The sequence below is a fragment of the Aggregatibacter sp. Marseille-P9115 genome (genome assembly GCF_920939465.1).
GTDB classification, from domain to species: Bacteria; Pseudomonadota; Gammaproteobacteria; order Enterobacterales; family Pasteurellaceae; genus Aggregatibacter; species Aggregatibacter segnis_B.
On sequence record NZ_OV100759.1, the window covers coordinates 1197458 to 1218326 of the forward strand.

Annotated in this window: 17 protein-coding genes; 7 read left to right on the top strand and 10 right to left on the bottom strand. The window is 43.6% G+C overall.

Going from position 1 to position 20869, the window contains the following annotated elements:
- The first annotated feature begins 102 nt into the window (after nucleotides 1–102).
- Genes napF through LQ983_RS05790 form a run of 7 tightly spaced genes read left to right on the top strand, consistent with a single transcriptional unit; the run spans nucleotide 103 to nucleotide 6322 of the window.
- Complete coding sequence (gene napF, locus LQ983_RS05760) at nucleotides 103–633, top strand: ferredoxin-type protein NapF (protein WP_006719796.1); 531 nt, start codon at nucleotides 103–105, stop codon at nucleotides 631–633.
- Nucleotides 626–910, top strand: a complete 285-nt coding sequence (locus LQ983_RS05765; protein WP_006719794.1) for a chaperone NapD — start codon at nucleotides 626–628, stop codon at nucleotides 908–910. Before napF ends, LQ983_RS05765 begins: the two co-directional genes overlap by 8 nt.
- A 31-nt stretch (nucleotides 911–941) precedes the next feature.
- The gene (napA, locus tag LQ983_RS05770; RefSeq protein ID WP_006719792.1) at nucleotides 942–3422 is read left to right on the top strand and encodes a nitrate reductase catalytic subunit NapA; all 2481 of its coding nucleotides are present in this window, start codon (nucleotides 942–944) and stop codon (nucleotides 3420–3422) included.
- Nucleotides 3423–3471: 49 nt separating this feature from the next.
- Complete coding sequence (napG, locus tag LQ983_RS05775) at nucleotides 3472–4305, top strand: ferredoxin-type protein NapG (protein WP_230621936.1); 834 nt, start codon at nucleotides 3472–3474, stop codon at nucleotides 4303–4305.
- Nucleotides 4305–5186: a quinol dehydrogenase ferredoxin subunit NapH gene (napH, locus tag LQ983_RS05780; RefSeq protein ID WP_230621937.1), complete on the top strand. Its 882-nt coding sequence runs from the start codon at nucleotides 4305–4307 to the stop codon at nucleotides 5184–5186. The genes napG and napH overlap by 1 nt, the downstream gene beginning before the upstream one ends.
- Nucleotides 5187–5223: 37 nt before the next feature.
- Entirely contained in the window at nucleotides 5224–5673 is a 450-nt protein-coding gene (locus LQ983_RS05785; protein ID WP_006719787.1) for a nitrate reductase cytochrome c-type subunit, read from the top strand.
- A gap of 13 nt (nucleotides 5674–5686) precedes the next feature.
- Entirely contained in the window at nucleotides 5687–6322 is a 636-nt protein-coding gene (locus LQ983_RS05790; RefSeq protein ID WP_109128735.1) for a NapC/NirT family cytochrome c, read from the top strand.
- A gap of 86 nt (nucleotides 6323–6408) precedes the next feature.
- Here the strand turns inward: LQ983_RS05790 and gss are convergent, their stop codons facing one another.
- The 10 genes from gss to oxyR form a co-directional block, all read right to left on the bottom strand.
- Entirely contained in the window at nucleotides 6409–8304 is a 1896-nt protein-coding gene (gene gss / locus LQ983_RS05795; RefSeq protein ID WP_230621938.1) for a bifunctional glutathionylspermidine amidase/synthase, read from the bottom strand.
- 102 nt (nucleotides 8305–8406) lie between these two features.
- Nucleotides 8407–9450 (bottom strand): lipopolysaccharide heptosyltransferase II, encoded by a 1044-nt coding sequence (gene waaF / locus LQ983_RS05800; RefSeq protein ID WP_230621939.1) that lies wholly within the window; start codon nucleotides 9448–9450, stop codon nucleotides 8407–8409.
- Between the two features lie 25 nt (nucleotides 9451–9475).
- The gene (locus LQ983_RS05805; protein WP_230621940.1) at nucleotides 9476–11023 is read right to left on the bottom strand and encodes an N-6 DNA methylase; all 1548 of its coding nucleotides are present in this window, start codon (nucleotides 11021–11023) and stop codon (nucleotides 9476–9478) included.
- A complete protein-coding gene (locus tag LQ983_RS05810; protein WP_230621941.1) occupies nucleotides 11020–12963 on the bottom strand; it encodes an ATP-binding protein in 1944 nt (647 codons plus the stop codon). Before LQ983_RS05810 ends, LQ983_RS05805 begins: the two co-directional genes overlap by 4 nt.
- Entirely contained in the window at nucleotides 12960–14237 is a 1278-nt protein-coding gene (locus LQ983_RS05815) for a restriction endonuclease subunit S (protein WP_230622615.1), read from the bottom strand. Before LQ983_RS05815 ends, LQ983_RS05810 begins: the two co-directional genes overlap by 4 nt.
- A 60-nt stretch (nucleotides 14238–14297) precedes the next feature.
- Entirely contained in the window at nucleotides 14298–17645 is a 3348-nt protein-coding gene (hsdR, locus tag LQ983_RS05820; RefSeq protein WP_230621942.1) for a type I restriction-modification system endonuclease, read from the bottom strand.
- Nucleotides 17646–17731: 86 nt separating this feature from the next.
- Nucleotides 17732–18658 carry an ADP-glyceromanno-heptose 6-epimerase gene (rfaD, locus tag LQ983_RS05825; RefSeq protein ID WP_230621943.1) on the bottom strand — a complete coding sequence of 309 codons (927 nt, stop codon included), beginning with the start codon at nucleotides 18656–18658 and terminating at the stop codon, nucleotides 17732–17734.
- 175 nt (nucleotides 18659–18833) lie between these two features.
- Nucleotides 18834–19334, bottom strand: coding sequence for a protein disulfide oxidoreductase (locus LQ983_RS05830; protein WP_230622616.1), 501 nt, complete (start codon nucleotides 19332–19334; stop codon nucleotides 18834–18836).
- On the bottom strand, nucleotides 19330–19950 hold the full coding sequence (gene fabR, locus LQ983_RS05835) for an HTH-type transcriptional repressor FabR (protein ID WP_006719775.1): 621 nt from the start codon (nucleotides 19948–19950) through the stop codon (nucleotides 19330–19332). The genes LQ983_RS05830 and fabR overlap by 5 nt, the downstream gene beginning before the upstream one ends.
- Nucleotides 19951–19962: 12 nt before the next feature.
- Nucleotides 19963–20859, bottom strand: a complete 897-nt coding sequence (gene oxyR / locus LQ983_RS05840) for a DNA-binding transcriptional regulator OxyR (RefSeq protein ID WP_111306013.1) — start codon at nucleotides 20857–20859, stop codon at nucleotides 19963–19965.
- Nucleotides 20860–20869: the final 10 nt, after the last annotated feature.

A 20869-nucleotide genomic window follows, 5' to 3' on the forward strand; every position in this document is an offset into this window, starting at 1 on the left:
TTGAAGACAGAAGGTGAGGTAAATACTTATTTGTAGTTATGTTAATTGGCTGTGAAGGAATTAACATACAGGATCTAAAAATAGATTAATAGGTAAAGACGAATGACAACGCCTGATGTTTCACGGCGCCATTTTTTACGTGGTTCTTTCTTGTCATCGTTACAGACAGAACAACAAAAAGTCCAAGGTTTTAATGGTATTCGACCACCTTGGAGCAAAGATAACCAAGTATTTATTCAGCATTGCACCCGTTGTGACGACTGTATTGAAGTGTGTGAAACGCATATTTTGATTAAGGGTGAGGGCGGTTTTCCGCAAGTGCAATTTAGCCAAGGCGAATGTACTTTTTGCCATAAATGCGTGGATGTTTGCAAACAACCGATTTTCCGTTTAATAGAAGAGAAACCTTGGGAACATAAGGTAGAAATCACCTCTTTATGCTTAACGCAACAGAAAATCGAGTGTCGTAGCTGTCAAGATAACTGTCCGGTAAATGCCATTCGATTCCGCTTACAAATAGGTGGTGTGGCACAGCCGATGGTAAACGTGGATAACTGTAATGGGTGTGGCGCCTGTTTAAACAGTTGTCCGGTGAATGCAATAAAAATTACATATCCTAACAACGATGAATGAAACTGAAGTTTTAACCATGGAAGAAGCGAAAGACTGGCACGTCGTCGGTTTGGTGGTGCAAGGAAAACCCCAAAAAATACCTGCGATTCGTACCGCACTTTTAGCGATTCCAAACACAGAAGTGCCAACCTTTGACGAAAAGATTGGTAAGATTGTTGCTGTTATGCAATCTCACGATCAGCATATCTTGCTTAACAACATGGAATCTGTGAAAGATATTGACGGTGTTATTACCGTTTCGCTGATTTATCATCAACAGGATGAACAGCCTGAATAACTCAAAAATCATATAGTGGGGGGAAAACACTATGAATTTAAGTCGTAGAGACTTTATGAAAGCCAATGCTGCTGTTGCTGCAGCTACGGCTGCCGGATTAACTATTCCGGTAAAAAATGTAGAAGCCGCTGAATCCGAAATTAAATGGGATAAAGCCGTTTGTCGTTTCTGTGGTACCGGTTGTGCCGTATTGGTAGGAACCAAAGATGGTCGCGTTGTAGCATCACAAGGTGACCCGGATGCAGAAGTAAACCGTGGTTTAAACTGTATTAAAGGTTATTTCTTACCGAAAATCATGTACGGTAAAGACCGTTTAACCCAGCCGATGCTACGTATGAAAGACGGCAAATACGATAAAAACGGTGATTTTACGCCAGTTAGCTGGGATGTCGCATTTAAAACCATGGCAGAAAAATTCAAAGCTGCTGTGAAAGAATTAGGGCCAAACGGTGTGGGTATGTTCAGTTCCGGTCAAAGCACCATCTTTGAAGGTTATGCTAAAGCTAAACTTTGGAAAGCCGGTTTCCGTTCTAATAATATCGACCCGAATGCGCGCCACTGTATGGCATCCGCAGCAGTAGCCTTTCTGCGTACTTTCGGTATGGATGAACCGATGGGTTGTTATAATGATATTGAGAATGCTGAAGCTTTCGTGCTTTGGGGTTCCAATATGGCGGAAATGCACCCAATTTTGTGGTCTCGTATTACCGACCGTCGCTTATCCAACCCAGATGTGAAAGTCGCCGTACTTTCAACCTATGAACATCGTAGTTTCGAGTTGGCTGACTATAGTCTAGTCTTTAAGCCACATACTGACTTAGTGATTTTAAACTACATTATCAATTACTTAATTCAAAACGATGCGATTAACTGGGATTTCGTCAATAAACACACCAAATTCAAACGTGGTGAAACCGATATCGGTTACGGCTTGCGTGATAATCACCCATTGCAAAAAGCGGCAAAAAATCCGAACAGCGGCAAAATGTATGACAGTAACTTTGAGGAATTAAAAGCCCTAGTTGCTGAATACACCTTAGATAAAGCCCACGAAATGTCCGGCGTACCAAAAGATGTGTTGGAAAACTTGGCGAAATTATATGCTGATCCAAAACGTAAAGTGGTTTCTTATTGGACCATGGGTTTCAACCAACACACTCGCGGTGTGTGGGCAAACCACTTAATCTATAACATCCATCTATTAACCGGAAAAATTTCTATTCCGGGTTGTGGTCCGTTCTCCTTAACCGGTCAACCGTCTGCGTGTGGTACAGCCCGTGAAGTAGGTACCTTTATTAACCGCTTGCCGGCAGACTTAGTGGTTACCAATCCAAAACACCGTGAAATTGCAGAAAAAATCTGGAAATTACCTGCAGGACTTATTACGGATGTATTAGGTTTCCATGCTGTTGCTCAAAGCCGTGCATTAAAAGACGGTAAAATGCGTGTGTTATGGCAAATGTGTACCAACAATATGCAAGGCGGTCCAAATATTAATGAAGAAACTTTCCCGGGCTGGCGTAATCCGGACAACTTTATCGTGGTGTCCGACCCATACCCAACTGTTTCCTGTTTAGCCGCAGACTTAATGCTTCCAACAGCAATGTGGGTAGAAAAAGAAGGCGCTTATGGTAACGCAGAGCGTCGTACTCAATTCTGGCGTCAACAAGTCAAAGCACCGGGTGAAGCGAAGTCTGACGTATGGCAATTAGTGGAGTTCTCTAAATATTTCACCACCGATGAAATGTGGCCGGCAGAAATTCTAGAGAAAAATCCGGAGTACAAAGGCAAAACCTTATATGAAGTGTTGTACCGCAATGGTCAAGTGGATAAATTCCCACTAAGCGAGCTTGCAGAAGGCCAATTAAATGATGAGTCTTACCACTTCGGTTTCTATTTACATAAAGGCTTGTTTGAAGAATACGCATCATTCGGTCGTGGTCATGGTCATGACTTAGCGCCGTTCGATATGTATCACAAGGCACGTGGTTTGCGTTGGCCTGTTGTGGACGGTAAAGAAACCTTATGGCGTTACCGTGAAGGCTTTGACCCGTATGTGAAAGAAGGTGAAGGCGTGGCGTTCTACGGTTACCCGGATAAAAAAGCGATTATTCTTGCTGTGCCTTATGAACCACCTGCAGAGTCACCGGATGCTGAATACGATTTATGGTTATGTACCGGCCGTGTATTGGAGCACTGGCACACAGGTACAATGACCCGTCGTGTACCGGAATTGCACCGTTCCTTCCCGAACAATGTTGTTTGGATGCACCCGAACGATGCGCAAAAACGCGGATTACGCCATGGCGATAAGATTAAAATTGCCTCACGTCGCGGTGAAATGATTTCTTACTTAGATACCCGTGGTCGTAATAAAGTACCGGAAGGCTTGGTTTACACCACCTTCTTTGACGCAGGACAGTTAGCCAATAAGTTAACATTGGATGCAACTGACCCAATTTCCAAAGAAACCGACTTTAAGAAATGTGCGGTAAAAGTGGAAAAAGCTTAAAAAAACGGTGAGAAAACAGACCGCACTTTATGGTGCGGTCATTAAGACAATGAAAAAACCAACAGTAACACCTGAGCGCCGAAAATTCCTCAAAGAAGCAACCCGTACTGCGGGCGGTTTAGTTGGGCTCGGCCTTTTATTAGGTTTACAACAAAAACAAAGCTTAGCCCGTGAAGGTGTGGCGTTACGTCCGCCGTTTGCTATTGAGGATGACGAGAAGTTTGCGGCTGCCTGTATTCGTTGTGGTCAATGTGTGCAAGCTTGCCCATATGATATGTTGCATTTGGCATCCTTACTTTCTCCAATGGAAGCAGGTACGCCATACTTTATTGCGCGAGATAAACCTTGTGAAATGTGTCCCGATATTCCTTGCGCTCACGCTTGTCCAAGTGGTGCGTTAGATCGCCATGCACAGGATATTAACGAATCCCGCATGGGGCTTTCTGTATTGCTAGACCACGAAACCTGCCTTAACTGGCAAGGTTTGCGTTGTGATGTATGTTATCGTGTTTGTCCTTTAATCGATAAGGCGATTACGTTAGAAAGTCATCGTAACGAACGTACCGGTAAGCATGCTATGTTTATTCCGACGGTGCATTCTGATGCTTGTACCGGTTGTGGTAAATGTGAGGAAGCTTGCGTATTAGATGAGGCGGCAATCAAAGTATTACCGATGTCTCTTGCTAAAGGTATGTTGGGTAAACATTATCGTTTAGGTTGGGAAGAAAAATCGAAAGCAGGACATTCTCTTGCACCGGACAATTTGATTTCTATGCCGACCCGATTACCGGAGGGAATACCAACACCTGCAGGTGCTATTCCAGCAGTGGGTGTGGAGCAAATTCCAGAGCCTGTTTTGGCACCGGTATTAGGAGGTAAGTAATGGCTAATGCACCAAAATTTGCCGGACGAGAAGCCAGAGAAAAGCTGGGCTGGTGGCATGCTAATCGTTTCCTATTTTGGCGACGTGTAAGTCAGCTAAGCATTTTGTTGATGTTTTTAAGCGGACCTTATTTGGGCGTTTGGATTTTAAAAGGCAATTATAGCGGAAGTATACTTTTCGACATTATTCCGTTTAGTGATCCGTTAATTACCTTAGAAAGTCTGGCTTCCGGCCATTTACCGGGTATTCTGACTCTCAGCGGCGCATTGGTTATCTTTATAACCTATGCGTTATTAGGTAGTAAGGTTTTCTGTGGTTGGGTTTGTCCGTTAAATGTCGTCACCGATTGTGCGGCTTGGATTCGCCGTAAGTTGGGAATTCGTCAAACGGCAAAAATTCCACGCAGTTTACGCTATGCTATCTTAGTCATGATTTTAGCCGGTAGTGCGGTAAGCGGTTTGTTACTATGGGAATGGGTGAACCCGGTTGCTGCATTAGGAAGGGCTCTAATTTATAGCTTTGGTGCAACAGCGTGGTTAATCTTAGTTGTTTTCTTCTTTGATTTATTCATTGTCGAACACGGATGGTGCGGACACCTTTGCCCAATCGGCGCAACTTATGGTGTTATCGGTGCGAAAAGTCTGCTTCGGATCAAAGTGATTGACCGAGCAAGATGCGATAATTGCATGGATTGCTATAATGTTTGTCCGGAACCACAAGTGTTACGTTCTCCGTTACACGGCAAAAATAACGAAAGCCTGCTTGTGCTTTCTCAAGATTGTATCAGTTGCGGACGTTGTATCGATGTTTGCGCTGAAAAAGTATTCACCTTTAGCCATAGGTTTAATAACGATATTCCTGTCGTCAATTTAAACCAATAAAAATAAAAAATTTCCATCATTCGGGGGAGTGATTAAAATGACTAGAAAAAACCTCTTTGCTTTTAGCGGTGCTGTATTCGCGGCATTGTTTGCGACTTCTGTCATGGCAGAACAATCAAACAGCGGTGCCGGAGACTTTTTCAATAATTCACCGGAAAGTGTTGCACCGGCATTCCACGATGCACCGAAACAAAGTGAATTACCCGCATTAAATTATGTTAACCAACCACCAATGGTGCCACATAGCGTAAAAAACTATCAAGTCACCAAAAATGTTAACCAATGCTTGAACTGTCACAGCGTTGAAGCCTCTCGTGTTACCGGTGCAACGCGCATCAGCCCGACACACTTTGCTGATCGCGATGGTAATATCGGCTCCAGTTCATCTCCTCGCCGTTATTTCTGTTTGCAATGTCACGTTTCTCAATCTGATGTTGAGCCAATCGTGCCAAATGAGTTCAAACCAATGAAAGGTTACGGTAAGTAATTAAGGGGCGATTATGTCAGATAAAAAAGCAAATATTCTTATTCGGCTTTGGCGCTGGTTTAGATCACCTAGCCGCGTTGCGGTTGGCACCATTATCGTTTTATCTTTTATCGGCGGTATTTTATCCTGGGTCGGCTTTAACTATGGCTTAGAACAAACCAACACAGAACAATTCTGTTCAGGTTGCCATACAAATGATGCTTATCCGGAATATTTACACAGCGTGCACTATCAAACGCGTACCGGTGTGGGTGCAAGCTGCCCGGATTGTCACGTGCCACATGAGTTTGGTCCAAAAATGTGGCGTAAGATGGTGGCAGCAAAAGAGGTGTACGCTCATTACATGGGGTTAACCGATACTATTGAGAAATTCAACGCACGTCGTCCGCACATGGCGGAAAATGAATGGGCGCGTATGAAAGCTAATGATTCTAAAGAATGTCGTAACTGCCATAAAATGGATCGCATGGACTTCTCTCAACAAAAAACGGTGGCGCAAAAAATGCATAAATTTGCGCAAGAAAACGGCAAAACCTGTATTGACTGCCATAAAGGTATTGCACACAATTTACCGGATATGAGTAAAGTTGCTCCGGGTTGGTTGCAAGGTGCTGAGGTTGAGCCGGCTGAGTCAAAAGACAAAAAATAAACCGGTTCAAAAACGTTGAGTTTTTTGACCGCACTTTAAAGTAAAAATAGGCACCTTGAAGGTGCCTATTTTGATCTCCCCTAAATCTATTTTACCTTCTGTGTAAACGCCTTATCACTTAATATACGCAATGGTTGCATATCGCTATTACCGACAATCACACGGGTTGGATCGGAACGCAAACAGCTGCCGGCATAATGTCCACCTACGGTAAAAGTACACACCTGTACATACTGCTCTTCGACTTTAGGCAAGCACCATAACTGTTGATAAATGTTCTCTTGTTTACCAAAACGCCCATTTGTACTGTCTAGCACGCTTTTACATTCACCAATCAGTTTCACATTATCACCACGTCTCCCGGCAATTGGTTTTTGTGCATAACCGTTGGCAATTAATGCTGGCGTGAGCTCAAACGCCGCCTCCAACAAATAACGATGATTGGGAAACAATGACCATAACACCGGTAAAATAGCTTTGTTACTTGGAATAGCCGTCCATAAGGGTTCATAAACCAACACTTCCGGGCGAAGTAATACATCAATTAACCGCACTTTATCTTCCGGATAACCGGTACGAATCGGTGGGGCAACCTCGCGACCTGTGGCATCCTCGCGTAATTGTTCCAACACGGTTTCCCACGCCCAGGTTTTCCATACGCTTTGGACTCGCTGATTTTCATCATCTAATAACTGCCCACGAATATCCCAATGTAGCCCTTCTGTGCCGTGAATAATCTTTGTGTTAAAACCGGCCTGGGTTAGTGCATCACGCATAAATAGGGCGTGGTAATCTTCTTCGGCATCGTAGTCCTGCATAATATGTGCGAGTGGCGTAGCACGACTGTGTTTCCAACTGTCCGCCAACGCATTACGTAATCCTTTGCTCGGGTCATGCCCTGCTGTGATGCCAGCTTGTTTTGCCCATTGTGGCAAAATTGCGCCTGCTTCAGCATGACAAGATGCGGAATCGGCATTGTATTCATACACCTTCAAACCACGCTCATCGAGACAGAAATCTAACCGCCCAGTGATGGTTTGATAACGACGATTTTGCCAAGATAATCGCAGGCGAGGCCAAAGCAGTTTTGGGATATTGAAATATTGCAATAAGTTATCGTCTTTAAGCACTTTGTCGGTGGCGTGTAAATACATGAGGTGTAATTCATTCGTGGCGCGAATCAGTTCATGCTGTGCACTTTCTGAAAGCACAAAATAACGATATTGATCACCATGATTCACAATATGCCCTTGCATTGCTTTAACGTAAGCTGCCTCTAGTGGTTTTGTTTCATCAAGCCAGTTTGTTGAAAACTGTCCTTGGTTCTCAATGTGTTCCGCATAAATGTTGAGTTTATTCGGTTCCGGCATAGGTTGTGGCAGGCTGAATTCCTCGTTGTCCGTTTGAATCATCCAACCGAGGATTTCTGTATCATCAAAGGTATCATGTAAGCGATAGCCGTCCTTTGTAATCGTCATCGGCAATTCACGGGTCCATTGTTGACCACTCGGTAGGCGGGAGTGAATCACATTTTGTTCCGCGATGCGTACTTTATCTGTCAGCACCTCGGTGATAATCGCCACATGGCCGGTGTGTTTGAATTCACCACCTTCCTGCCAAATCAGCAATGCACCACATTCCGGGGCTCGCTTGCCACCATTGGCAAAGGCTTGTAGTGGTAACAACGCGTCATTGACCACTTGGCGTAGAAAACGCAGAGAAAAAATTTCGTACGCCATGCCAACATCGGTGAAGACCATGCCGTAATTGAGATAAAGATAGCGACGGGCGAATTCCACACATTGCCACTTATAGCCCATATATTCGCCACCCAGGTAGCTACGAAAAGCGGCGTCGTCAGGGTATTCCTGCGCATCTGCTGTGTTGTAGTCTGAAGAGTAAATGGCAACACCGCCGGGTGCATAACCCAACAAGCTGCCGAAGGGATCATGTGTTGCGATATTAGGAGAACGATCCGGCATAACAACTCCGAAAGAGTAAATTAAAGCCGTAGTATAGATCTTTTACTTTTTGCCCCCCAACGAATTTATCAAAAAAATCACCGCACTTTGGCGGTGATTTAACTATTTATTCAGTAATGCGGTGAGTTTTTCAAATACGCTTTGTGGCGTAATATCGATCAAACTTTGATGATATCCTTCCGCGCTGTCGGTACTTTTACGCACTTTAATCAAATCGCCTTCAATTAAACGGATGATTTCTGCTTTCTCGGATAAAGGCGGCGTGTATGTTGGGCTGGTTGGGCCGTAAAGCGCTACTAGCGGGCGATCAGTAGCCGCGGCAATGTGCATTAAACCACTGTCGTTACTCACGATCGCCGTGCAGTGAGCAATTAAATCTACCGCCTGATTTAGATTGGTTTGTCCCGCTAAATTTAAACAAAACGGTTGCAACTCGGCAGGCAATGCATTGCGAATTTGTTCACCGGCTTCTATGTCTTTCGGCGAACCAAACAATTCCACGGCATAGCCTTTTTCAATCAGCATTTCCGCCAATTTAGCGTAATGATAATGCGGCCAACGTTTTGCCGGGCCAAATTCGGCCCCCGGACAAAAACCAATAATCGGGCGATTGCCTAAAAGTGCGGTCTGTTTTTCAAATGTTTTTAAGGTTTCTGCCTGTTGGGTTGGCTCAACGGTTAAGTAAGGTTTTAAAACGGGAATATCTGCCGCCTTCGGCACCGCATTTTTTTCAAACGCCAATGCCACATAACGCTGCACCATCATCGGGTAGTCCCGTTTGTTGTTACGTAAGTCATTGAGCAGAAAATAACGACTTTCCCCTTTCCAACCACGGCGCACGGCAATTTTCGCAAATAAAGGGATAAACGCGGATTTTAAAGAGTTCGGCAAAACAATCGCTATGTCATACTGATGACGTAACGCTTTGCCTAAACGATAACGTTCACATAGCGCAAATTTGCCGTGTCCGAGCGGCATTTCAATGGCGTTACGCACTTCCGGCATGCGTGCCAGCAACGGCTTACACCAGTTCGGTGCCATCACGTCGATTTGGCAAGTTGGATATTGCTGTTTAAGTTGTTGATATAAACTGTGCGACATCATCATATCGCCGACCCAAGAGGGGCCGATAATTAGGATATTCATGTTTTGCCTTATGCTAAAAGTGCGGTTAATTTAATTCCCGCATTAATTTATTTAACGCGAGTAATGCGGTTTCTAACTCATTTTTTGCCTGTCCGATCAATTCTAAGGGCTCTGGCAAGTCTTCGCTATCGACGGCAGATTTATCTTTTAGCCAGGAAATATCCAAGCTATCGCTTTTATTTTCGGCGATCCATTCACGACTGAAACAGCGCCAACGGCTGTTTTCCGCTGTATGTTCTCCCTCAGTGAAAGACCATTCGCCTTCTTTGCGGGCATGGAGTACTTCCTGCAAATTTTCATCGTTAAATTTGACCGCACTTGTCGGGTCAAAAACCTGCTCAAATGCGGCTAAGTGATGTTCCGTAAAAGGCGTACGTTTACCAAAGCTCGGCATATTGGTGCGTAAATCATACACCCAAACCTGCTGAGTGCTGTTTTCTGCATGGTTAGAAACTTTGTTGAAAAATAACACATTAGTTTTAACGCCTTGTGCATAGAAAATGCCGGTTGGCAAACGCAAGATGGTGTGTAAATTGCATTTGTTCATCAAGTCGTGACGAATATCCGTGCCTTTGCCCGCTTCAAACAAGACATTATCCGGCAATACAACGGCGGCACGTCCGCCTTCTTTTAAATTGCGGTAAATATGCTGTAAAAAGGCAAGTTGTTTATTGGTTGTCTCATAAGTCAAATCATCGCGGGTAATTGCCGCATCACCACCTTTGGAAGTGCCAAAAGGTGGATTAGCAAGAATAATGTCTGCCGATTTTAAGCATTTTCCAGTCTCACCAAGGGTGTTTCCTTGCAACACCGCGCCTTGTGGACCGCCTTCAATGTCATGTAATAGGCAATTCATCAACGCCAAACGACGGGTATTCGGCACTAGTTCGACACCGACAAACGCGTGCTTACTTTGAAATTGCTGTTCTTCAAAACTAATATCCATGTAGTCGCCGGTTTGTTTTCGCATATATTGATCCGCAGCGATTAAAAATCCGGCAGTACCGGCGGCGGGATCTTGAACGGTTTCTTTAGGCTGCGGTTTAATGCAACGCACCATGGCATTAATGAGGGCGCGAGGCGTAAAGTATTGACCCGCGCCGGATTTGGTTTCCGTAGCGTTTTTTTCCAATAACCCTTCGTATAAGTCGCCCAACCCGTCTTTTTGCACCGTAAACCAATCCATTTCATCAAAATTACGAATCAGTTGTTCCAGGTGTTTAGGTTCACGCAAATGGGTTTGCGCATTATCATAAATCGCCATTAACAGCGGATTTTTATGCACCACTTTGTCGTCGTCTTTGCCGGTGGACAGAATCAATAACATCTTTTTGTAATCATCGAGCAACGCTTGCCCGGCACGTCCGCTAAGGTTTTCCCAACGGCAACCTTTCGGCAATAAATGTTCGATTTCATTACGCCCGTCATCACTTTTGAGCAATTCTTTTTCATGGGTCATTTTGATAAATAACAACATGACCAATTCGGTAAGATATTGGTTGTAATTAATCCCGTCATCCCGCAAAACATCGCAGAGATTCCAGAGTTTTTGAACGATTTCGTTGTTGGTCATAATTCAATTCCTTGTTGTTTCAACCATTCTCTACCTTTCGGAGTCGTTAGATAAGCTTGTTCCGGATGATTTGGGGTTTCTAAAAATTTGTAAGTTAAAAGTTCCTCTTTTAAGAGAGGGGCTAAATAAGCTGTTCGGACATAATTTAAATTTCTGTTTAATGCTTTTGCGATGGATTCAGCTTGTGTAGCAGATTCCATACAAAGTATGAGAATAATTTGATGAACTTTGTCTTTTGTCGCTTTTTTTGCTAATCCTTGTAACTGCAACATCAGCAACTCTCCAGATTTATCGATGAACTCTCCAGATTTATCGATGAACTCTTCAGGTTTATCGATTAGCTCTTCAGGTTTATCGATTAGCTCTTCAGATTTAGTGATTAAGTTTTCAGGTTTACGATTAAGTTGTTCAAGTTCCTTGTCTTTGGCTAAATCGGATAAAACATAGTACGTGTGTTGTCCTTTACCTAACATGATGAGCAGTTCTTTTTTGCGAAGTTTCATTAATAATTTACTGGAAGATAGCGTATCCAGTCCGGTAATTTCTCTTAATCCGGAGTTATCTACATACCCCGTTTCTTTGGCGAGTATGAGTGCGGATGATTCTTCATAAGACAACTCGTAATCTGCAAATAATTTTAACCAGTTGAGTTGTTCTTCTTGCATTAAATGTTGCAACAAGAACACCGCTCGAAATTGGTTATCATCTTGATTGCTATAAAAGACCGGCGGGGTTAATTTTGCTTCCTTCAATTTTTTGCGCATTGTATTTATACCGCTGCCTTTTGTTTCGGCATAACGTAAATCATAAAGAACCGTTGCAATTAACGGGTTGCGGGTAATCGATTTGGGGCTACCTAAATCATCAATATTTTTTAAGGAATAGCCTGCATTTTGTAATTCTAGACGGTTACTAAAACGGTTAATTTGTGATGGTTGGTTTTGTGAATAATCACGGTGCATGAGCATATTTACTACAGCCTCACGGACAACGCGTTGTGGCAAAATAGATTGATCGCTTCTCTGTAATGCGTTTTCTTCCAGATTAAAATAGTTTGGCATATCATCCAAGATAACGCCCTCTAAGCGAGGAACAACACTAATTAGCGACTCTCTAAAATCTTTGGTATAGAGAAAACGCTGATCACTTTCTTCAACCCATTGCGTGCCGATATGGCGAATGTAATCGATACGTGCCATAGGTAAGTGTTTGCGCAATGCCACATCAGAGCCAAATAACAGTAGACCGGCGATATTCGGCTGAATTACGCCATCTTTTTCTCGGATAAGATTAAATGCATTCAATAACTCTACGTCGTCAAATTCAAGTTCAGAAGCATTAGGTTGTACTCTTGCGCGCAATTTACGGTAAAGCGTGATTTTTTCAATATCGATGTCTTTCCACGAAGCGTTGGGTAAGAACGTATTTTCGTACGATAAACCTTGTTTTTCGGTAAAGATGAATTGCAGTTCTTCGACATTTGCTTCATAGTCACCATTAATGCCTCTTCGCCAAATACCTGTCTTAGAAAAGTTTTTCTTATTTTTACCCGCACTTTTGAAACCGCAAGGTTTGGAGGCAGGATCCAGTTCAAACACTTTAATGGCAATAACGGTTTTATTTTCAATTGTCGCAATGCCGGCATCAATATTCACCACGACAGTGAATTGGTTGCGGCAATTTGTTTGAATTTGGTCAAGTACAGTATCCGGATTGTTTACACCTGAAACCCAATGTGTTGGATTGGCTTCATTTGGTTCACTAATGCCTAATAACAAGTAGCCGTATTCAATGCCACTTTCATTTGCAAAAGCACAAATTGTCTGCATAAGGGAATCACTGACAGAATCTAAACAACGTTTTGCTTCAATATTTTTTATTTCTGATTTCTGCTGTTTTAGTTGCGTATAAAGCTCAAAAATTTCCTTCGGATAAATCATACGTTCCCCTGAGTTTCTGTCACTTTTGAGTTACGCCAAGCCGCCGACAATTCCCCGCTGAAGACTTTGGCTAAAATGGATTGGGTGAGCAAATTGACGTTCTCCAATGCTGCGTTTACTTGAGCTTCAATTTCGTCGGCAAGGGCGAAGTAGGTTTCGACTTTTTGGACGATTTGGGTTTGTTCTTCTATGCTAGGAATCGGTACTTCGAATTCTTTTAGTATTCCTGCTGGTAATTGTGGCTGCGCGCTTCCCGTTTGTTTATCTGTAATCATTTGTTTAAATAAAGGAGAAGCAATCAAGATTTTTGAATATTCATTTAATATATTATTTTCTTTTTTACGTAGAATAAGCATTCCGGAATTTATTCTCACATTATCAAAGGCGACCTTTTCATCATAACTTGCTACATTTCCTAATGTTCCTCGTGTAGTAATAATAACATCACCTCTATTTAATTTTCCTTTTCTTAATACAGAATCTTTTTCTTGAGAAATATATATACACTCAGAAAAGTCAAAACCGAACTCACGAACATTTTTAGTAGAAAGAAATAAGCAATATCCTTTATCTGAATATTCATCCTTCTTAGGATAATTAGGACCTCTATCACCATCAATAAAATCAAAATAATCTTTTAATTTATGGTCTTTGTATTTATCTGAATCCGTCAACCTCCCACTTACCGCGTCTGCCAGAACTGATTGGCTGAATTGTTTTAACAGTGCTGGGATGGCTTCTAGACGTTGTTTGGTTTGTGCCACTTCGTCCAAAAGTGCGGTCAGTTTTTGGGATAAATATTGTTGTTCGGGGAGGGGGGGAAGATTTATATCATGTTCTTTGATGATAGCTTGCGAAATATTTGGTTGCGCCCCTCCTTTTCCTTTTTTAATAAAAATGTCTTTTTGGCTTAAAAGAAAATAATAAAGAAATTCGGTATCAATATTTTCATTCGGAATGATAACTGCACAGGCTTGATTTGTACTTGCTTCAATATCCAAAATAGATACCTTACCGATAGTCGCACCATACATCGCTAATACGATTGCCCCTTTCGGAAACATTTTTGCACTGGAGTTTTTTAAACCTAATTTGCTTATGTATTCGCTTGATTTGAATAAATATTTTTCTCCTAAATCACCTGTTTTTACCCATGAAATATCACCTTCATAATATTCTTTGTATTTCCGGTTTGGTGTACCTCCAGATCCCCATTTCCCTAAATATTCCAACGTGGTTTTCATCCACCCTTCCGGCAATACATCTTCTTTCATCACTCAAAAACTCCTTAAATTTTGACCGCACTTTTCTTTCGTTTTTATCGGTTGAGCGGGTTAACTGACGTTTTCCCACAGGGCTTCGTTGATTTCTTCCAGCAACGGTTCCAGTTGATTTTTCAACAACAAATCCACGCCTTTGGCGCCGCGATATTCGCGGGATTGCTCAAATAATTCGTTAATGTGGGCGCGGTCGATGATTTCATCGTGGTTAAGAATCAGTTGTTTGCGTAGGCGTTCCAACCAGTCTTTTTGCGCTTTGTTCCAATCGTGTTTGGCATAGATTTTCTGCATGGCGTGTTCTACCCGTTGTTCAAAAGGAATCAGCGCGTCGCCTAAGGCCGCTCGGCGAATATGGGCGAGAATGCCGGCGGCGATCATCTGGTTGGTTTTTTCATTAAAGGCGCGATTGAGCGCGGTTTTATTGAACCCTTCCTTGTTAAGGGTAAGCTCGATTTCTTTTAATTGCTGGCGGGTGAGATTGCGCGGGCGGTTAATAATCGCCTGTAACGCCATGTTTTCGTTTTTTTGACTGGAGATATACTGCACAAAACGGGAAATATAATCATCGGCATTGCCTTTGGTGTCATAAAGGACTTTGACCTCGCGAATCTCATCAGGGTGGTGGGACAAAATCGGGTTGTGTTCGCTGCCGATTTCCGCGCGAATCTGTTCCAGTTGGTATAAAAAATCTTGATGTTGCTGGAAGAATTGCTGCGCACCTTCCACGCCGAGTTTTTGCAGGTATTGATGCAGTTGCGCCGGTTTGCAGCCCCATTCTTGTTCGCATTCCGCCAAGAAGGTTTTGAGTTGCGGGTTCTTGTGCGCCTTATGTTCCGCTTTGCGCAACACGCGCATGATTTTTTGCGTGATTTGGGCAAACACCTCATTTTTGTGCGTTAATTCCACCGCACTTTGATCCGCATTTAGCTCCTCAATGAGCTGCTCCAAAGGAATTTTCACATCTTTGACAATCGGCTTCATGGTATCGACCTCTTCCAAGGCTTCATACAAGCCGACGGCATCGTAAATATGGAAAACCTCTTTGCCTAATTTTTCACATTTTCGGGTGGCACGCCCCTTCATTTGTTCATACAACACACGGGATTTGACGCGACGCAGGAAAACCAAGTTGCAGATTTCCGGCACGTCGATGCCGGTGGTGAGCAAGTCCACCGTGATGGCGATATTCGGATAACGTTCATTTTTGTAACGTTTAATCAACTTTTCCGGAGCATCGCTTTGTCCGGTAATTTTGGCGACGGCGGCTTGGTTATAAAGCTCACCGTAAAGGGCAGAAAATTCGTCGTCCAAAATACGTTCTACCATGTCGGCATGTAAATCCGTGGCGCAGAAAATCAAGGTTTTTCCTTCGTCTAGCGGGCTGATTTTTTTTACCAATTCGCGACAAACCACCCGATTGAAATTTTCATTAATCACACGCTTATTGAAGGCTTCGACGTCAAAATTCATTTCATCTTCCAATTCGGCTGAAATAATTTCTCCGGAGAAGGTATCAATGGCTTCCACCGCTTCGCCTTTGTCAAAATGAATACCGTCTTGGCTTAATGCGGTTGCAATAGAGATTGCTGGTTCGTAATCTACCAAGAAATCATCGATTACCGCTTCACGATAAGAATAGGTAAACACCGGATGCCCGAAAATCTCTGTCGTATGTTTTGCCGGTGTGGCGGTTAAGGCGATTTTGACCGCGTCGAAATAATCCAGCACGCGACGATAAGTGGAGAGGTACTGCGCATTATCGCGAATTTCCAATTCGGCATCTGTCATTTCTTGATCGAGAGTGTAGCCTCGGTGTGCTTCATCAACAATAATGCAGTCAAATTGGTCGATAGGCGGCGGGTTATCGGAATAAAACAACTGTTTCACCATAGATTGCACGGTGGCGACTTTCACTTTAGTTTCCGGCGCCACTTCGCCGTTTAAGGCAAAATTATAATGCTCGGTCAAGGATTTATTTTGCTCCAGTGGCATTTCCCTAAACGTGTCATGTGCTTGGGTGCCGAGGGATTTTCTATCCACCAAAAATAAAATGCGGTTAAAGCGTTCGGCTTTCAGCAAACGATAAATTAAACCGACAATGGTGCGGGTTTTCCCCGTGCCGGTAGCCATTGCAACCAGAATGTCGCGTTGTCCGAGAGAGAGTACCTTTTCCACCGCATGAATAGCATTGATTTGGTAGTAGCGCAGATTTAAGTAATCGACCGGTTCTTTTTCCAGTTTTTCTTGCGCCGCTTCCGGCTCATTGCGCAGCATGTCCAGTAATTTTTGCGGTGAGTGGAATGTATTGAGCGGACGTTTTAAATGGGAATGATGGCGAACGTCCCGAAACCATGTGCCGGATTTTTCTGCAATTTGTTTGGTGAGGGCGCGCCCGTTACAGGAATACACGAAGGGAAGCAAATAATGCCCTTCTTCGTCATCTGCCCATGCTACTGTACGTTTGGCAAGTTCCCACGGGGCTTTGATGTCTTTTATCTCAATATGTTTGGCATAACGTTCTGCTTGTCCAATCTTGCCGGCAACATCCGTATTGGCTTTTTTGGCTTCTACGGCGGCGGCCGGCATTAAACCGCAGAACAGCACATAATCTGCACGTTCCCGACCACAAGGATATTCCGCAATGGCTTTATTTTTCCCCCTTTCAGGGCGTGCGCCCTTGGCGTAAACCAGATTTTCCGAATCCGCTTCCCAACCGGCATCACGCAATTGCTGATCGATAATTAGCAGGCGGGTTTGTTTTTCGTCCAAATCCCGTTTCTTTCTGCTGTTGGCTAAACGCTGATTCAGTTTGGATTGGTAGGCCTGTTTTTGTTTTTCCGTTTGTTGTGCCAGTTCGGCGCGCAAGGTATTCAATTCCGCTTCATATTTTTCGCGTAGCTGTTGTTCCTGTTGTTCACGGAAAACGTTGGATTTTTCCACCGCACTTTGCTGACTTTCTACACTATCCGCTTTGCCCTGTACCTGCAAAATATCCCGGCTGAAAGGTGTCGGCTCAAATTCTTCCTGCTCGTCGGCAAAGGTGCGGTAAAACCACACGGCCAATTGCCACGCCAGCTCGATACTTTGAATCGCCGATTTGCGATCGCTTTCGTAAGTGTGCGTTGCGTCATTTCCTTGTTTGCGTAAATAGTGAAATAGCGTCAGGATGTCTTGGTCAAGATCGAGATCGTATTTAAATTTTCGCAGTAAATCATTTTGGGTTAATGAATTGCCTTCGGCAATGCGGTAATGCACGGCGATGGTTTTGGCAATGAGTTCGGCAAATTGACGGGTTTTGATTAACGCGGTGTTCGGGTCGTGCCAGAAGTATTTTTCCGCATTAGAGGCTAGGGTAAACAGTGTCGGGTAGGCTTGCAGAAAATCAAAATTGGATTGTGCCATGATGGAATTTCCTTGGATTTTTATAAAACAGGGAAAAACGGTAAAAATATGAGATTAATGGGCGGAAATTATCCGCCCGAGTTTTATTATTTACTATTCAACCACGCCATATATTCCGCTACGCCTTCTGCCACGGTTTTAAACGGTTTGTCGTAGCCGGTAGTACGGAGTTTGGTTAAATCCGCTTGGGTGTATTCTTGATAGCGGGATTTTAAATGTTCCGGGAATGGAATGGTTTCCACTTCGCCTTTGCCGTGGAATTTAATCACGGCTTTTGCCACTTCAGCAAAAGATTCTGCGTTACCTGAGCCACAGTTGAAAATACCGGAAATGCCGTTTTGCCAGCACCAAATGTTCACCGCGGCGACATCGCCTACATACACGAAATCACGGCGGAAATGTTCGCTACCGGCGAAGAGTTTCGGGTTTTCACCTTTGAGAATTTGATTATTTAAGTGGAACGCGACACTTGCCATAGAGCCTTTATGGCCTTCACGTGGGCCGTACACGTTGAAATAACGGAAACCGCACACCGGTGATTGGGCTTCAGGTAAAATCGCGCGTACATATTGGTCGAATAAGAATTTGGAATAGCCGTACACGTTCAATGGGCCTTCAAATTCGCGTTCTTCGCGGAATTCGGTTTTGTCGCCGTAAGTGGCGGCACTGGAGGCATAGAAGAATGGAATTTGGCGATCTAAGCAGTAATGCAACAACTCTTTGGAATATTCGTAGTTGTTATGCATGATGTATTTGCCATCCCATTCGGTGGTGGCAGAACATGCGCCTTCATGGAAAACGGCATCGATATCGCCTAAATCATCGCCGGCGATAATGGAGGCGATGAAGTCTTCTTTGTCGCAATAATCAGCGATGTCTAGATCCACTAAATTAATGAACTTTGTGCCGTCTTTTAAGTTATCTACCACTAAAATGTCTTTACGACCCATGTCATTTAATGCTTTGACGATATTGCTACCAATAAAGCCTGCGCCACCGGTTACGATAATCATAGTTCTGTCCTCTTACTAGATATGAAAGTTGTCGCTCATTGTAATTGATTTACTCACCAAGGTAAAAGTATTCACAATCAAGTTAGGCTTGATTGTTCGCCGATTGATGCTGTTGGCAACGCCAATATTCAAAAAATGTTGGTTTTTGTGTGATGGGTTTTAAATGTGTTTTTTCTTATAAAAACGTCGCCAAAAACAACCGCACTTTTAGTCCCCAATAACTTGTCCAACCGGTTGTCGCCAAATCCATTTTGCCGTGACGCAAAATGATAATGGTGGGGGTAACACCCACATCCCATTGTGTGGCTAATTTTCCTTGCGGATCGTTAACCGTGGTAAAACCATATTGATGTTCCATCAGATAATTCGCCACATCTTGTGCAGAACCTGAATGCAATGCAACGGAAACCACAGGATAGCCTTCTTTTGCCAGATCATTAATTGCTGACGAGGTGTAACGACAGTAGCTACACCAGGTTCCCCAAAAATAAAGTACCGTTGGCTTGTCTTGATCCAGTTGTGGCAGAAAAAATGGGTTGCCTTGTAAGTCATATAATGCCGTGGCGTTGAGATTATCCGGTACAGTCGGTTTGCGAATAAAATCTAAGATACTGCTCATGATCAGTAAAGTGAGCAATAAAGAAACGGCATTTTTCAGTAATTTTTTGATATTAATCGATGTCATGGCGGTCTTTGGCTTCGTGTTTGGTGCCTTTAGCTAACATTCTGAGCTGTAAAATCAACCGCTCTTTTAACTGTTCCCGTTCTGTTTTACTCATGTCCAAGGCGTTGGCGCCGGCAGTAAAAACAATGGTTACCATGCCTTCCGCCTGCACGTAGGCAATGTATTGGGAATAGTTGTTTTTGTGAGCGATGTACTCTGCCAGTTCATCAATGAAATGTTTGATTTCACGGGCGGCTGCGGTACGGAAGGATTGGGATGTGCCGGAACTTTCGCGCAATAACAGGCGGAATACGTTTGGGCTGTTATTGATGAATTCAAAAAAGGTTTCCACCGAAATCACAATGACGCTGCCGCCGTTGGCGATGCGTTTACGTGCCTGCCGCATGAGTTGACGTAGGGTTAGTCCCGCTTCGTCAACCATGGTGAGACCTAATTCGTTCATATCGCGAAAATGTCGATAAAATGAGGTCGGTGCAATGCCGGCTTCGCGAGACACTTCCCGTAGGCTTAAATTGGAAAAACTTTTTTCCGCCGTCAGCTGGTTGAATGCGGCATCAATGAGAGCTCGACGAGTTTTTTCTTTTTGTTGTGCGCGAATACCGACCATGCTTTTACTCCATTAATCTAAAAGCGGTTTAATCGAGTTAGAAACCGCTTCGGCAATGCGTTCATAACGTACACGCAATGGGGAACCGGGACGATAAACTAAAATGACATCACGCGCCGGCTGTGGTGTGTGACATGGCAGGTATTTCACGCCGCCACGAGCGCCCTCACTAAGAACCGCAAGTTGTGGCATTAAGGTCATACCGGCATTGGCCGCCACCATGTTACGCAAGGTTTCCAAACTGGTTGCTTGGTAATGTGAATTTTCTTTTGCGCCGGCAGTGAAACAATAGCCAAGAGCTTGATTTCGCAAACAGTGTCCGTCATCTAACATTAACATTTCACGATCTTTCAGCATACTCATTGGAATGGTCTCTTCCTTCGCCCAAGGATGGGTTTCGGAAACGGCCAGTAGCATTTTTTCGTTAAATAGTGGCACTTCGATGAACTGTTCTGTTTCTCGCACGGAAGCCACAATCGCGCAATCGAGCCGGCCGGTTTCTAATTGTTCTAATAATTGATGGGTTTGTGCTTCGTACAAGAATAACTCGAGTTCTGGGAACGCTTGTTGTAACGCCGGAACAATGTGCGGCATTAAATAAGGTCCGATAGTTGGAATGACGCCGACGTGTAATGGCCCGGTCATTTCTTTGCCTTGGTTGCTCGCCATTTCTTTTAATAATTTTACTTCTCGCAAAATGGTTTTGGCTTGATCAACCAACAATAAACCTGATTGAGTGAATAAAACCTTACGACTGGTACGTTCCAATAAAATAATGCCGAGCTCGTCTTCTAATTTACGAATTTGACCGCTTAAGGTAGGTTGGCTGACATGACAAGAATCTGCCGCACGACGAAAATGCTTGTATTCAGCAAGCGCCACAAGGTATTCTAAATCGCGAATATTCATAGGTCCTCAT